Annotated in this window: 13 protein-coding genes; 7 read left to right on the top strand and 6 right to left on the bottom strand. The window is 47.0% G+C overall.

Translation table 11 applies throughout. The features are described from left to right. Window positions 1-126 precede the first annotated feature (126 nt). Window positions 127-1,674, bottom strand: coding sequence for an ABC-F family ATP-binding cassette domain-containing protein (locus EL173_RS01485; RefSeq protein WP_005689986.1), 1,548 nt, complete (start codon window positions 1,672-1,674; stop codon window positions 127-129). A gap of 412 nt (window positions 1,675-2,086) precedes the next feature. Between EL173_RS01485 and EL173_RS01480 the strand changes: the two genes are divergently transcribed. Continuing rightward, entirely contained in the window at window positions 2,087-3,025 is a 939-nt protein-coding gene (locus EL173_RS01480; RefSeq protein ID WP_014571070.1) for an ADP-ribosylglycohydrolase family protein, read from the top strand. A gap of 76 nt (window positions 3,026-3,101) precedes the next feature. After that, on the top strand, window positions 3,102-3,701 hold the full coding sequence (lepB, locus tag EL173_RS01475; protein WP_005685370.1) for a signal peptidase I: 600 nt from the start codon (window positions 3,102-3,104) through the stop codon (window positions 3,699-3,701). A gap of 129 nt (window positions 3,702-3,830) precedes the next feature. On the opposite strand, the gene EL173_RS01470 is transcribed toward lepB, so the two are convergent. From EL173_RS01470 to EL173_RS01455, 4 genes are all read right to left on the bottom strand, one after another. Next, the gene (locus EL173_RS01470; RefSeq protein ID WP_014571069.1) at window positions 3,831-4,163 is read right to left on the bottom strand and encodes a hypothetical protein; all 333 of its coding nucleotides are present in this window, start codon (window positions 4,161-4,163) and stop codon (window positions 3,831-3,833) included. Between the two features lie 96 nt (window positions 4,164-4,259). Further along, a complete protein-coding gene (locus EL173_RS01465; RefSeq protein ID WP_014571068.1) occupies window positions 4,260-4,997 on the bottom strand; it encodes a DUF975 family protein in 738 nt (245 codons plus the stop codon). Between the two features lie 18 nt (window positions 4,998-5,015). Continuing rightward, window positions 5,016-5,798: a glycosyltransferase family 2 protein gene (locus EL173_RS01460; RefSeq protein WP_005689995.1), complete on the bottom strand. Its 783-nt coding sequence runs from the start codon at window positions 5,796-5,798 to the stop codon at window positions 5,016-5,018. Window positions 5,799-5,881: 83 nt separating this feature from the next. Continuing rightward, window positions 5,882-6,640 (bottom strand): DeoR/GlpR family DNA-binding transcription regulator, encoded by a 759-nt coding sequence (locus EL173_RS01455; RefSeq protein ID WP_005685366.1) that lies wholly within the window; start codon window positions 6,638-6,640, stop codon window positions 5,882-5,884. A gap of 686 nt (window positions 6,641-7,326) precedes the next feature. Here EL173_RS01455 and EL173_RS01440 point away from each other — a divergent pair. Further along, window positions 7,327-8,016 (top strand): hypothetical protein, encoded by a 690-nt coding sequence (locus tag EL173_RS01440; protein WP_005690000.1) that lies wholly within the window; start codon window positions 7,327-7,329, stop codon window positions 8,014-8,016. 651 nt (window positions 8,017-8,667) lie between these two features. Beyond that, window positions 8,668-10,047: a branched-chain amino acid transport system II carrier protein gene (brnQ, locus tag EL173_RS01435; RefSeq protein WP_005685364.1), complete on the top strand. Its 1,380-nt coding sequence runs from the start codon at window positions 8,668-8,670 to the stop codon at window positions 10,045-10,047. Window positions 10,048-10,155: 108 nt separating this feature from the next. Here the strand turns inward: brnQ and EL173_RS01430 are convergent, their stop codons facing one another. Then, on the bottom strand, window positions 10,156-11,250 hold the full coding sequence (locus EL173_RS01430) for an LCP family glycopolymer transferase (RefSeq protein WP_005685362.1): 1,095 nt from the start codon (window positions 11,248-11,250) through the stop codon (window positions 10,156-10,158). Between the two features lie 128 nt (window positions 11,251-11,378). Between EL173_RS01430 and pepF the strand changes: the two genes are divergently transcribed. Genes pepF through EL173_RS01415 form a run of 3 tightly spaced genes read left to right on the top strand, consistent with a single transcriptional unit; the run spans window position 11,379 to window position 14,901 of the window. Beyond that, the gene (gene pepF / locus EL173_RS01425; RefSeq protein ID WP_005690004.1) at window positions 11,379-13,178 is read left to right on the top strand and encodes an oligoendopeptidase F; all 1,800 of its coding nucleotides are present in this window, start codon (window positions 11,379-11,381) and stop codon (window positions 13,176-13,178) included. Continuing rightward, window positions 13,175-14,056, top strand: coding sequence for an NAD(P)-dependent oxidoreductase (locus EL173_RS01420; RefSeq protein ID WP_005690006.1), 882 nt, complete (start codon window positions 13,175-13,177; stop codon window positions 14,054-14,056). Before pepF ends, EL173_RS01420 begins: the two co-directional genes overlap by 4 nt. Next, entirely contained in the window at window positions 14,053-14,901 is an 849-nt protein-coding gene (locus tag EL173_RS01415; protein ID WP_005690009.1) for a metallophosphoesterase family protein, read from the top strand. The genes EL173_RS01420 and EL173_RS01415 overlap by 4 nt, the downstream gene beginning before the upstream one ends. The last annotated feature ends 112 nt before the right edge of the window (window positions 14,902-15,013 follow it).

Genomic DNA, 15,013 nt, shown 5'->3' with positions numbered 1-15,013 from the left:
CGCCGATCAGTTCATTTATTGCGCGTATATAAAAAGACACCATCGCATTCGCTCAGGTGTCGTCTGATTTTGGTGTCCTAGCTTGTTGCACCGCCATTAATCATCGTAACTAGCCTTTGTCCGCTATCATTCTTTGACTTGCAATTGTTCGACATTGACAACTGTGTCGACCCAGGAATGATCATAGAAGCCTGCTTCATGAGATACGAGTAAAACGGCGCCGGGATACTGTTGCAGTCCGGTTCGCAGCGCATTTTTGGTGTCGTCATCTAGATGATTCGTTGGTTCATCCATCACCAGAATATTGGTTGTCTGTAACATAAGATCAGCCAGTTTAACTTTAGCTTGCTCGCCACCTGACAGCATCGTTAGCGGATTATTGGCTTCCTCACTTGTCAACGCGGTTCGTGACAACACTTGGCGTACCGTCTTTTGGGTCAAGGCCGGAAAGCGTTGTTGCAAATACTGAACCGGACTTTGCTTAGGCTGATCCCAGTGCAGTTCTTGTTCGTAATAGCCAAAAGTAACATTGTCGGCAATCTCGACACTGCCGCCCAGTGCTGGCAACAAACCGAGAATCGTCTTCAATAAGGTTGACTTACCAACACCGTTAAAGCCTTCAAATGCAATCACCTGATCCTTAGCCACCGAAAAATTAATCGGCTGCAACAAAGGCCTATCATATCCAACGACTAGATCGTTAACGTCCACTAGCATTTGGCGGTTAACCGGCATATACGGAAAGGCTAAATGCGCCTTGGCTCGCGTACCCGGGGGTGTCAATTTATCCATACGGGCTAATTGCTTTTCCCGACTTTTAGCCATGGTCGCGCGGGTGCCGGCTTTGAACTTGCGGATAAAGGCCTCGGTTTTCTTGATCGTCTCCTGCTGTTTAGCAAAAGCCTTCAGATACGTCTCGTGGTCAGCTTCTTTTTGACGCATAGCCTGTTTTAAAGTCCCTGTATATTTGGTGATTTGGCCAAACTCAATATCCAATACCGCATTGGTCACATTTTCGAGAAAGTCAAAATCATGGGAGATCACAATAAAGGCTCCTTCAAAGTTCTGGAGCCAATCAGTCAACCAGGCGATGTGCGAAACATCAAGATAATTCGTCGGTTCATCCAGTAATAACATATCCGGCTTTTCCAATAACAGTTTCGCCAGGATTAGTTTCGAGCGTTGGCCGCCAGACAAAGCATCAACCGGATGATCCATCCCCATCGCCGTGATGCCCAAGCCTTCAGCCACTGTCTGGATCGTGGTTTCGAGCTCATAAAAGTCACCGGCTTCAAGCTCTTGCTGTAATTCACCAGCCTTCGCTAAAAGCTCATCATCCGGGTGAGCCGCATAATCGGCATAGATTTGGTTCATCTTGGCCTCTTTACGATAAAGCTCATCGAAAGCGGTCCGCAGAAACTCAATAACTGTTTGTCCCGGCACCAAATTGGCATACTGGTCCAAATAGCCGACATGAAGATGCTTTTGCCAGATAATCTTCCCCGCATCCGGTGTTAAGGCCCCAGTCAAAATCTTGATTAAGGTACTTTTCCCGACGCCATTTTGGCCAATCACACCGAGATGATCCTCAATATTCACCTGAAAACTGGCATCTTGATACAACACCTTGTCTAAAAACCGCTGCGATAACCCGGTTACGGTTAAAACACTCATTTCATTCTCCTTCTATAAAAAACGTCAAGCATCACCGAAGCCTATCTTAAAAAAAGCTTGTACTCTCATTCGCCGCGGTATTGGCTTTTCAAACCATCCGCACACTGTTATGATGCCCCACGATGCCCGTTATCTCGCTGCCAGTATGCTTTTCAGGCCGAATTCAAACCGGCCGTCAACGCACTCAACACGGCAGCTTTCTGAAAATAGCTACTGCTAGCTAGGCTATCACAGCGCTTGATGTTTGACAACGAGGCAAATTTTTTGCATTTTCTGCTTCTCCGGAGAAATAATGACTGCATCAGCCGATTAAATAGACGGTGGTATTTACTACCTCATCGCGGTTTTTGTGGTGACAACTGCTTGAAATGCGACATGCATGAACCAGTATTTTGATAAGGAGATGGCAAAAATGGGGATCATGGAATCTCGTTTGATTCACGGAACGGTTGGGTTTGCAATCGGTGACGCTTTGGGATTACCGGTTAAGGGGCAGTCGCAGGCCGATCTGGCTGCTGCGCCAGTCACGACCATGAAGGGTTATGGCACCTTCAACCAACCAGCCGGCACGTATTCCGATGAAACCGGCCTCACACTTGCCGGCCTAGACGCCTTACAATCCGGCTTTGATCAGGCAAAGCTAATCGCTGCTTACCAAGCGTGGTTTAAAAATGGAAAACACGCACCTTATGGAAAACGCAATCCCGATATTTGGCCTAGTGTGGCAACTGCTTTGACCACTGGAAAAGCTACGGCGGCCCCTAACGAACCAGGGGCATTGATCCGCGCTTTACCATTTGCTTTTTTTGCTTATCAAACGTTTGACACAGATCTATTCAAAAAAGCAGAGGGTAGTCGCCTCTTTCAAAACTTTGTCACCCTCACCAACACCGATCCGGAGAATATGGTAGCAACGGCTATTTACACCCAAATCGCCATCGAATTACTCGCGGATGCCCCGGACCTGCCAACTGCCATCGCTACCGGTATCACCAAGGCGGGCGACTATTTTGCCAATAAGCAGGCGGAACAACCGGTTTTTGACTCATTTCAATCTCTGCTCGCGGCACCCACCTCACTTGATGCTACGGCAACCGATCCTTTAAGTCTGCTCGTTCGGGTGTTGCATGCGCTTTCGACTTGGCCGGATTATCACGATGCCGTCTTACACGCACTTGCACTTGGTGGGGCAACCGACACCGCTGCGGCATTAACCGGCGGCTTGGCTGGGTTAGCCTATGGGTACACAAGCTTACCGCATCGTTGGTGTTTGACACTGGCAGAATATGCCCAGATTGTCGATCTCTGCCGGCAAGCTGAAAAAAGCGGTTTTTTCCCGAAATATGATTAATTGACAAGCGAACTTTTTAGTCGTGGCGCCAAGGCTTGTGGTAGACTTAAGTAAATCTCTACCGGAAGGTGCCATCGTGAAAAATAACAGTCATTCCGTCTTAAGAACGATTCTCGAATTTCTTGTGCTCTTCATCGTCATCTTTTTTGCGACCCAGCTGCTCATGAAATATGTCGTCAGCAAAGATGTTGTCCAAGGCACGTCAATGCAACCGACATTGGAAAACGGCGAACGGCTTTATTCCGTTCGCGTCATGCAGCCCAAACGCAACGATATTGTCGTGATAAACGCACCTGATCGACCAAAATCCCTCTATATTAAACGTGTGATTGGCATGCCAGGTGACACGGTGAGCGCTAAAAACGATAAGCTTTACGTCAACGGAAAGGCCATTGCCGAGCCTTACTTGAATCACAAATTTGCACGAACGGAAATTAATCAATGGGCCAGTCAACAAGGGCTGGATTCCTCCACGATTAAATTCACCAACGATTTCAACATCAAAACCCTATCTTCAACTAAGTCGGCAAAAGTACCTGCTGGCAAGTATTTCGTCATGGGAGATAATCGGTTGGTTTCGCATGACAGTCGTGACTTTGGATTCGTTGATAAGTCCAAAATTCAGTCAGTCGTCGTATGGCGCTATTGGCCGCTAAATCGCTTGAAGATTTTTTAATTTATAAGATACACGAAAAATACCATCCGCCGTTACTCACCTTAGTAACGGCGGATGGTATTTTGTTTTGATCGCTGCTTTTCTGTCATGAAATTTTTCAGCCTTAGTCGTCAGCCAACCTGTGCTCAATCACGACAAGGTTAGCCCGTGCCGATCAATTAAACGCCGAAGCTTCGTTTGAATGGCGAGCATCGTCATCCGATCAGCCTGCTTGAACGCTGCCACATAACTAGGCGCATCAGTCGTCATGGTTGCAACTAGCTGTCCATTAAGATCACGAATCAAAATAGCTGCCCCCTCTAGCTTGGCAGTAAAATAACTGCCTTCAAACCCTTCGTCCAACAACCACTGCGCCCAGTTCTGAATATTCTCTGCAATCGCTTGATCAAGTGGTACCTGCCGTTTTAATGCCAACTGCCGGCTTTTGACTTCAGCCAAGGTCATGTATGCTTCTGTTTCCATGGTAAAAGCACCCATCCTTCTCACTTGTCCGATTCCTTCATAAACTTAGACGCCGCCAGTATACGCCGGTGCGGTTAAAAAGACACGCCAAAAGGACTACGCTTGCGCCGCCATTTTATAAGCACGCCGATTCTCATAGTAATTAGCGTGCACGAGTTGAAGATAGGGATTAATCGCCCAGTCAAAAAGGTGGAACGTCAGATTTTCCAGCAAGTACCAACCAATTAACGAGACGTACAACCCGAGCAAATTAGCTTTAAAGCCGCGCATGAGCCGCCATGAGCCGATCAATGCCGAAATCGATGAGAAACGTTGATCTGCTTCATGTCCGTCTTTGAAAACCCAAAAAGCCTGCCGCCATCCCAGTATCAGCAAAACACCTGGAATAATGAGGAAGGAAAAGCCGATAAGTGTCAGGAAATAGGTAAAGATCCATAACGAAATCGAACCCCAGAACCACTTGCCGTTAAAAAGACCCAATACCGCACGAAATGGATGAACGCGCGTCTGATGCCGGACAAGATCCAGTACTGCAAAGTTAACCCCTTGCACCAGCATGGTATTCACCAGACTTTGAATGGTATTGAGTGTCCCGGTGTTGTTGCCGTTTTGCATATAATACGCTTGAAAGCCATTTGGATCTGTCAGTGTTTTTTCTACCCCGAAGCTCTGAATCACCGCCAAGATCGCCAAATAAGCAACAATCGAGGCTGCCGCCTGCAACAAGCTCGGCAGTAGATAGGCCAGCATCAAATCGCGGCGATTCGTCCCGGTCTTTAGTTGTTCTTTGGCCTTATGCTTCAGCTCTCGGTAAGTCATTAAATTCTCGGTCAACATCCATACTCCTTTGTTTTAATGGTCAATTTTAATTGCTTCTTTTTTAGTACCCTTTTCGTAGCGGTGGGCATGGCGCAACACTTGATGAATGCGCCACAACGCATAGAGCTGCTGCGGGATTGCCCCCAGAACACCTAACGATTGAGTGGCCGAATCCCGTCGCACGACATGATGATAAGCCGGATGCCCGGTATACAAAAAATGCCGCGTTGCCATCACATATGTGGCGGTAAAAAGCTCGTCTTCCATAATGGACATCTGTTCATCAAAGCGTAATTGCAGGCGTTCAATCACATCCCGCCGAAACACTTTGTTCCATAAATAGCCGCGAATATAACCAATGGGGTGCAGCATCTGCCGGATGAGCCCTTTTCTCGTCAATTGCTTCGCCTTACGCAGATGTTCTTGAACCGGACGTGGATTGGGATCGTCACGAAAAAACGGCATGGCAATGAGATCCCATCCCTGAGTCATCACATCAACGGCATGGGCAATGAAGTCCGGTTCATACCAGTCATCTCCGTCCATAAACGCAACCAACTCACCCCGAGCTTGTTCCAGTCCGCTATTACGTGCCGCCGAAACACCTTGGTTCACCGGCTTTAAGATGGCCTGAATGCGCCGATCCCGTTGCGCAAACCGGGTCACAATCTGCGGCGAGCGATCACTTGACGCATCATCGATCACAATAATCTGTAAGTGGGAGTAAGTTTGTGCTAAAAGGCTTTTTAAACCATGCGCCACATAGCTTTCAAGGTTATAAACCGGCACAATGATCGTCACAAGTGGCGTTACCATGGCGACACCTCCTGACGTGTCCGCTGTTGATAGCCTATTTGCTGAAATTGAATACATATCAATCCTTTTTACTTAAGTTGGTATCAATCACCGATTAAGAAGTCCGTCTTAGTCGGGAACCACTGCTTTTGCGTTTGCGCTAATTTCTTATCAGTAATCAGTGTATCAATCTGTCCAAGTTCCAACCCGCGATACGGTGCCTGTATCTGGAATTTTTCGGTTTCGGAAACTACAACCACCTGCCGTGCCGATAACGCCGCCGCTTGTTTGACCTGAGCATCTTCCATATAAGAAAAATACACGCCATCTTCGGCAATCGCTGTGGCGCCAATAAACGCAGCATCAAAGGCAATTCGCCGCAAAGTCTCCAGCATCGTGGGTTCAAAGAAAAACCGTGCATGATGATCGAGCTTACCGCCAAACAAATGCAAATTAACCCGTTCTTCGACTGAAAGGGCAATGGCGTTGTCCAAGCTATGCGTATATACCGTGACCGGATGATGAATCGATTGTGACAATTTCAAAAGCGTGGTTGAGTCATCAATAAAGTAGACGCCGCCCGCCTTAATCAACGATAACGCGGCTTTTGCCATTTTGGTTTTCTGGGTAGAAAAACGCTTCAAGCGGGTCGAATAACTGGGAATCGTGTGGCCAAAATTCAACGACACCAAACCGCCACGGGTACGTCTGGCAACACCTTGAGCATCTAAGGCAACGATATCGCGCCGAGCAGTGTCACGAGAAACGCCAACAGCCTTCATAATATCTTCGATGCTGAGCTCATTACGCGCTGCCAACAGCTTCTTGATTTCTTCAAACCGCTTCTCCCGATACATTGCCACCGATTCAAGTCCTCCCTTAAATAGACGCTTCCCCCATTTAAAATCCTGTAAGTTCCTACAAGTAAATCGGTCACGTCTGTCTTGTCTCATTATACCTGATTATGGAAAAACTCGTTAACTAAAGCTGAGCGCGAGCCGGCGCGGTTAGAAACCGGAGTGTAAGCGGCCTCGGACGCTGACCTCTGCACCTGGGAACACATTATAATGAATAAAAAATATCAATAATAATCCATCCATCTCAAGCCACCAAATACCAAGCTTTGGTCTTGACCACCCATTCTTCATGTCCGCAAATGCTGACTTGAAGACGTAAAGTTAGCATAACATTTTCCCACTTACGAAAGTTTAGGCACCCAAAAATTTTCCGAAAATTCACAAATTGTGGTAGAAAAGTGCCGCAAATCACAGAAACTTCAAGGGTTGAGCCCACTTTTTCCGAAAAAGTTCAGTGATTGTTACGAAAATTTTTAACATTCCGTTTGTTACATCCACGTAACAATATTACCAATTTAGATGTTTTTGTAATGATGCTGGTATTTTATTGACACACCATCCCTATATACTTCGTTTGTGTTCTCGGGGGAACAAAATGACGACTATTCAAAATATAGGAGTGAATTTTTATCTTTACTAAGCAAATCAAATTATCCATCATCGCGTTACTCAGTGTGGCGCCTCTACTAGGAATGACAAGTAATCATTCACAAAAAGTAGAAGCCATTGCTGACCACGCCAATAATGATAGTGACAATAGTCAAATTAGAGCTAAGTCAATTGTGGTAAGCAACGAGGCAAAGAATGACGTAAAGGCTGACCAAGCGGATACTTATTCACTGATCAACCCGAAGAAAGAAAATACCATCACAGTCGGCACAAACGATATCGCCGAAGCAGCGCATCAAATTGCTGAGCAAAAAGCGGCCGCTGCTAAGGCTGCCGAGGAACAGGCTGCAGCTGAAAAAGCCGCAGCCGAAAAAGCTGCAGCAGAACAGGCAGCTGCTCAACAGGCTGCCCAAGAGCAGGCTCAGGCACAAGCAGCCCAGCAGGCGGCTAATGCAAGTGCAGCTGCGGCTAGTGCAACCACAACGAGCACGACCCAAACCACGACCAACAAAGGGACCTTTAAATTAAGCTTCTATGATCCGGCCGTATTGGGTTCAAACATGGGTTACGATGGTGTCGCAGCTAATCTCTCCGTCTTTCCAAAGGGGACTCGCCTGAAGATTACATTATCCGATGGCACAGTTTGGTATCGAACCGTTAATGACACCGGTAGTTTTGCTAACGGCAATCCTAATCAGCTGGATGTCGCGATGCCTAACTCACAGATTCCTTCAGCTGGCGTCATGACAGCCACAGTTGAAGTTGTTGGCTAATTTATTAGCTAAAATCAGAAAGTCCTTTCGCTATGTGTGAGCGAGAGGGCTTTTTTCTGTTCATTGGTTAAATGCGGGATTTTTTCAGCCAGTCGTGACTATCGTGAACTTCAGGCCATGTCATGCTTGATATGAGAAAAATGACTAGCTAACTGTTTGGATTTCACCAGCGCCATTGCCTTTATATGGGTATTTTAACGGGTACCGCTTCCTCATTAGCCCTCACATTTCTCATCAAACTAACTCATATTTTTAAAAAAGTATTTGACTTTTCCCCACTTCTTCGTAAAATAAAGATCAATTCAACAGATTTTCAAAAACGATGAGTAGAAGAGTACCTGGATTGTCAGTGTCAGCGAGTCTCGGTTGGTGGGAAGAGACCTCTGATTATCTAGTGGAAAGTAGTCTACGAGTTGCCATTGCGACTTCGGAAGTAATGGCTGGGATTGCGCCCATTACAGCAATCGCGTATCGCCGAATCAGGCCGTACGCGGCGAGACCGCTTTCGGTGACGTTGGCGGTAAAGTAAGGTGGTACAGCGTGATCCACGCCCTTAACAGTTCTGACTGTTAAGGGCTTTTCTTATGGAAAAAATACCCGACAGTCAGCATTCAGTGTCGCAGTGATTTTATAAACATGGAGGGATCTACAATGTCAACGCAAGCTAAGCTCACCAAACGTCAATACCTCACACTCGGTTCTTTGTTATTCGGCATGTTCTTTGGAGCCGGAAATTTAATCTTCCCGATTCATATGGGGCAGCTAGCCGGAGCGGCTTGGCTACCGGCTGCCATCGGATTCTTACTATCGGCCGTTTTACTGCCGCTGCTATCCATCATGGCCATTAGTCTCACCCGTGCGAGTAGTATGTATGATCTCGCTCGTCCAGCAGGCCATGGATTCGCCTTATTCTTCCTGCTTGCCACCCATGCCAGTCTCGGCTTGCTAATTGCTTCGCCAAGAACTGCCACTGTTACTTACGCTATTGGTATCGCACCTTTTCTAAACAAAGGGCAACAGCAAATCGGTTTGTTGATTTTTTCGTTTATTTTCTTTTTGATAACATTTCTGCTTGCCCGCAATGAAAGTAAAATCACGACCTACATCGGTAAGCTGCTGAATCCGCTATTGTTGCTTTTACTGGCCATTATTTTCTTCTGGGCCTTGTTAATTAAAGGCGACATTCGAGCTATTAGCTTCACTGCCAACGCAAAGCTTATCACCGGCAATCTCACCAATGGTTTCTTACAAGGCTACAACACGATGGACGCACTTGCCGGATTGGGCTTTGGCGTTACCATCATTACCGCGCTGAAATTGATGGGATTACATCATGCTTCCAGTCGGGCTAAAGCCGTTGCCAAGGTTGGCTCATTGGCAATGGGACTTGAAGCACTCATCTATATCCTGCTGATTATGTTAGGTGCCATTAGCCTCGGCTTTTCTAAGATCACCGCAAATGGCGGCACCGCGTTTAATCAAATTATGACGCATTACACCGGCCTTATAGGTACTGCCTTGCTCGGAGCGATGACGCTGCTGGCTTGCTTAACCACTGCCATTGGTCTGGTCACCTCTTTTTCACAGGATTTGGGACATCGCTTTCCGAAACTGGGCTATCATTTCTTTCTTCCGATCACAACTATTGGTGCTTTTCTGATTGCCAATTTTGGGCTCGATCAAATTATCGCCTATTCCACGCCGATCTTGATGCTGCTTTATCCATTAGCCATTGCGCTGATTATGTTAGGCTTGCTTCATCCTTGGATTGGCAAGAATACCCGGATTTACAAAACGACGATCGGTTTCACGCTGGTTCCCGCATTGCTTGATGCGATTCATGCCCTGCCGACGAGCTTAGCGCAACTGCCATTCTTCGCAGCCATTCAGCACTTTGCTACCACCTTTATTCCTTGGTTCTCAGTTGGCATGGACTTTGTACCGTTCCTTATCATTGGCTTCTTAAGTGGTCTTGCTGCTGCTAAATTAAGCGGCGCAAAATTGGCACCCGATTTACCTGATCCAGAGTAACCATTTTAAATGCCACCTTCATCATCATTTCCATAAGACACAAAAAAGCATGGTCGCCTTCAAATACCGAAGTGGCCATGCTTTTTGACACTAACTTTATCAAACGCTTCAAGGTCCTGTGGTCACACCATCAAGTGAAACCGTATAAACCGGATTATTGCCAGTCCAATCGAACCCAAGTGAATTGTTAATTTCGTTTTGGTGGGTATTGAAATTATTCAATGTCTTCTTTGACAAGCCTAGCTGAGCACGCATTTCATCAGATGCTTTTTGAAGCGTATCAGTCTTCATAACCTGATAAGCCGCGTTATCAATATAAACACCAATGCCTTGCAGCTGTTTGCGCTCAATCGTTGAAGCCGAACTGCGATAATTTTGGGCGATTGCCATCATGTCATCAAAAGTAAGATTGGTTCGCATGCTAGATGACAGCGAGTCCATAACCTTCTGATAGTTCGTCAGTGATTTAACTGACATCAGGTGTTTAACAATCTGATTGATGACTTCCTGCTGACGTTTTTGCCGGCCATAATCGCCTTCAGGATCTTCATCACGCATCCGGGCATAGGCAAGAGCGAGTTCACCGTTAAGATGCGCCTTACCTTTTTTAAAGGTTTGCCCGCCTGTATTCGCATCCGTCCAGGTAAACGGCACATTAACGTCCACTCCACCGACAGCATCGACAATCTTTTGTAGTCCTTCCATGTTGACGGTCACGTAATAATTAATCGGAACATTTAGTAATTTTTCAACGGTTTTGATCGCCGCGTCTGACTTGCCATACGAGTATGCCGCATTGATTTTTTCATAGGTAGGTGATTGATCGCCTGTCCCCACCATTTCTGCTAACGTATCGCGGGGAATACTGAGCATCGTTGTCTTCTTTTCTTTAGGGTTGATGGTCACAAGCATCAACGTGTCGGAACGACCTGTATCCGTGCGGCCAAAAGCACCGGTATCGGTACCCATCAAAAGAATACTGATTGGCTTTTTGCCATTGAGGTCGGAATTGACTGTTTTCGTGCTAACCGGGTCATAAGTCTTCGCAACTGCTTTTTTTGCTTGTGAGTAGAACCTGGCTGCATAGCCACCCGCCAGAAAAAGCGCCACGAGCACAATGAGAACCACCGCACGTAAAATTGGATGGCGCCGTTTGGGTTTGCGATTTTTGATTCGTAGATCAGATTTTTGTTGCTTGGACATATGTGCTTCACTCCAGTTTTAGTTTCCACGGTAGTGTATCAGATAATTATGAAGAAAAAAGGGAATTAGCTCAAAAATCGGCTTGATATGGTAACATTAAAGAAATATTAGAAATTGGAGCTGATTAGATGCAACATTTACCAGCACGAGAGGATGTCCCAACGCAATTGACCTGGGACCTGACAACGATTTATCCAGATGATTCAGCTTGGGAAACCGACTTTAAAGCTGTCCGTGCCCAAGCCAAAGCGGCCGTCGCATTGAAAGGAACGTTAGGCAACTCGGCAGACGCCCTTGTTACCGGCATTAAAGCCGTACTTGCAGTTTTTCGACGCTTCGAGAAGGTTTACGTCTATTCAAGTTTAAAAAGCGATCAAGATACCGGTAACGCCACTTATCAGGCGATGAATGCCAAAGCTGAAAGCCTGGGTGCTGAATTAGCCAGTCAGTTAGCGTTTTTGGATCCGGAAATTCTGGCGATCCCAAGCGACAAATTAACGGCCTGGCGTGACACTGAAAGCTTGAAGCCATTCGGACATTTTATCGATGCCATCACGGTAAATCGAGAACACGTCTTGACAACCGCTGCCGAGGCCTTGATTGCAAGTGCGGGTGATGCCTTAAATGCCAGTCACGCGACCTTCAATGTATTAAACAACTCTGATCTGCAATTCGGGTTTGTTGAAAATGAAGATGGCGAAACCGTCCAGCTTAGTAACGGTTTGTACGGTCAATTGATTCGCTCGACTAACCGTAAATTACGCAAGGAGGCTTTCGAGGCCCTTCTGCGTGCTTACGAAAGTTTGAAAAATACGTTTGCGCAAACGTTAAGTGGTCAAGTGAAAGCCCATAATTTCAACGCGACGGCGCATCATTACAAAAATGCGCGTGCTGCCGCTATGGCAAGTAATCACATTCCGGAAAGTGTGTACACGACGCTTATCGACCAGGTTAACACCCACCTGCCGCTTTTACATCGTTATGTCGCCTTGCGCAAAAAGGTGTTGGCAGTCGATCAGTTACACATGTATGACATTTACACACCACTGACTGGCCAGCCGCCGTTGACTTATACGCTTGAACAAGCCAAAGCAGAGGCCTTAAAAGCTTTAGCCCCACTAGGCGATGATTATCTTGAGCATGTTCGCGAAATTTTTGACAATCGCTATATTGATGTTGTCGAAAATAAAGGCAAACGTTCAGGTGCCTATTCCGGTGGTGCTTATGATACCAATCCGTTCATCTTATTGAACTGGCACGATGCCGTTGATGAACTCTATACGTTGGTTCACGAAACCGGCCACAGCGTTCACAGTTGGTACACGCGTCACAATCAGCCGTATGTCTATGGTGATTATCCGATCTTTGTTGCCGAAATTGCTTCAACGACCAACGAAAATCTGTTAACTGATTATTTCCTGACACATTCGGATGATTCCAAAGTACGAGCCTACATTTTGAATTACTATCTCGATGGTTTTAAGGGAACTGTTTTCCGTCAGACACAATTTGCCGAGTTCGAGCACTGGATTCACCAACAGGATCAGCAAGGCGAACCGTTAACGGCCACCAGCATGTCACAATATTACGCCGATCTCAACGCCCGATATTATGGACCGGAAGTTGCACGCGATCCGGAAATTGCCTTTGAATGGGCCCGCATTCCGCACTTCTATTACAATTACTATGTTTACCAGTATGCAACCGGCTTTGCTGCTGCCTCAACCTTAGCAGCGGGCATCAGTAGCGGCGAACCTGACGCGGCTGCCCGTTACTTAGACTATTTGAAGTCAGGGAGTTCTAAGTATGCCATTGACACCATGAAAACAGCTGGCGTTGATATGACCAAACCCGATTATCTTGAAGCCGCCTTTTCAGTATTTGAACAGCGCTTGATGGAATTGGAAAAAATCTTGCAGAAAGGATGAGTCGTTTGAAACTCGGATTTATTGGTACCGGTGTTATGGGCACCGGGATCGTTAAAAACTTTCTTAATGCCGGTCACGAGGTCATCGTTTACAACCGCACAAAAGCCCACGCGCAAACAGTGCTAGATGCCGGGGCCACTTGGGCGGAATCTCCGCATGCGGTGGCGGCACAGTGTCATGTTGTCATGTCCATGGTCGGTTTTCCTCAGGACGTTGAAACCGTTTATTATGGCTGTGACGGGGTTCTTGCTGGTACCCACGCTGGTGACTTAATCATTGACATGACCACGAGTACGCCAACACTAGCCAAAAGTATTGCTTCCAAAGCTGCAGACAAAGGAGCTCATGCCATTGATGCGCCGGTTTCGGGAGGCGACATTGGCGCTAAGAACGGCACTTTGACGATCATGGTAGGCGGTGAAAAAAACCTGCTGTCTCGATTGAAAGATTTATTTGCACCGATCGCGACATCGGTTAACTATTTCGGCCCGGCCGGATCTGGTCAACATGCCAAGATGGCCAATCAGATTATGATCGCTGGCACGATGACCGGACTCACTGAAATGCTGGTTTATGGCAAAGCGGCCGGGCTTGATTTAAATGAAATGCTCACGGTGGTCGGCAGCGGGGCCGGTGCCAACTGGAGCTTAAGCAATTACGGTCCCCGCATGTTGCAGGCTGATTATACCCCCGGTTTTTTCGCAAAACATTTTCTCAAGGATCTCCGAATTGCTTTAGATGAAGCCAAAAAAATGCATCTGCAGTTACCGGCAACCCAACTGGCCGAACAGTTATACGCTAACATGGTGGCAGCCGGTAAAGGCGATCTGGGAACGCAAGGCTTAGTCACAATGAACGATCACTGGAGGAACGCATGACAAAAATCGCCATTTTATCAGATATTCACGGCAATATGACCGCCTTTTCAGCAGTGCTTAAAGACGCACAGGCACATCACGCTGACGAATACTGGTTCCTTGGCGACTTATTCCTACCGGGACCGGGAGCAGCCAAGCTTTGGGACCGACTGCATGCACTGCCGTTGACGCATCTGGTTAAGGGCAACTGGGATGATGACCTATTCTGGGTATTGGACGGCCCGGTAGACTTAAACCAGCCCACCGATGTCTACTTTAGTCGGCTCGTTGCTTATTTATGGCCGCAGCTAAATGCTGACATACTGACCGCCATTCGCCACTGGCCATTACATGAAGTCTTTGAACAAGACGGTCTGACGATCAGTCTCGCCCACAACTTGCCGACTAGCAACCACGGCCATCGACTCTATCCGGATCAACCACAAAGCAATTTCGACCAGATCGCGCCTGACCCCAAAATCGACGTTGCCATTTACGGGCATACCCATCAGCAATTACTGCGCTACACCAGCAGTGGTCAGGTGATACTGAATCCTGGCTCAATTGGTCAAGCATATTCACCGCGACCACATTTACAAACCACGACTTATGCAGACTATGCTTTGCTGAGCCTTCATCATGGGGCAATGACGGATCTGGATTTACGTCAGGTTCCATATGACGCTGCGGCCGAATTAGCCCAAGCCAAACAAGCTGCCTTGCCTTACTTAGAGGTATATACGAAGCTGCGGCATACCGGAGCCACTAGCACCCACAATGCTCCTTATCTGGCACAATTCGAGCAAAAACACGATTATCGCGCAGAAGTAACGACTTTTTTGCGTCAACTTAAACCGCATCGATAACCCACTGGCGCCAACAACGGTTCTTTACAGCTTCAGATATAAAAATGGCCCTAGAGCAACGAGATTCTCGTCGCTCTAGGGCCATTTTTATTTGAAGACAACCAAGCAGCTC

This window comes from Lacticaseibacillus rhamnosus (assembly GCF_900636965.1).
In the GTDB taxonomy this organism is placed as follows: Bacteria; Bacillota; Bacilli; order Lactobacillales; family Lactobacillaceae; genus Lacticaseibacillus; species Lacticaseibacillus rhamnosus.
This window is presented reverse-complemented; position numbering and strand designations above follow the sequence as displayed.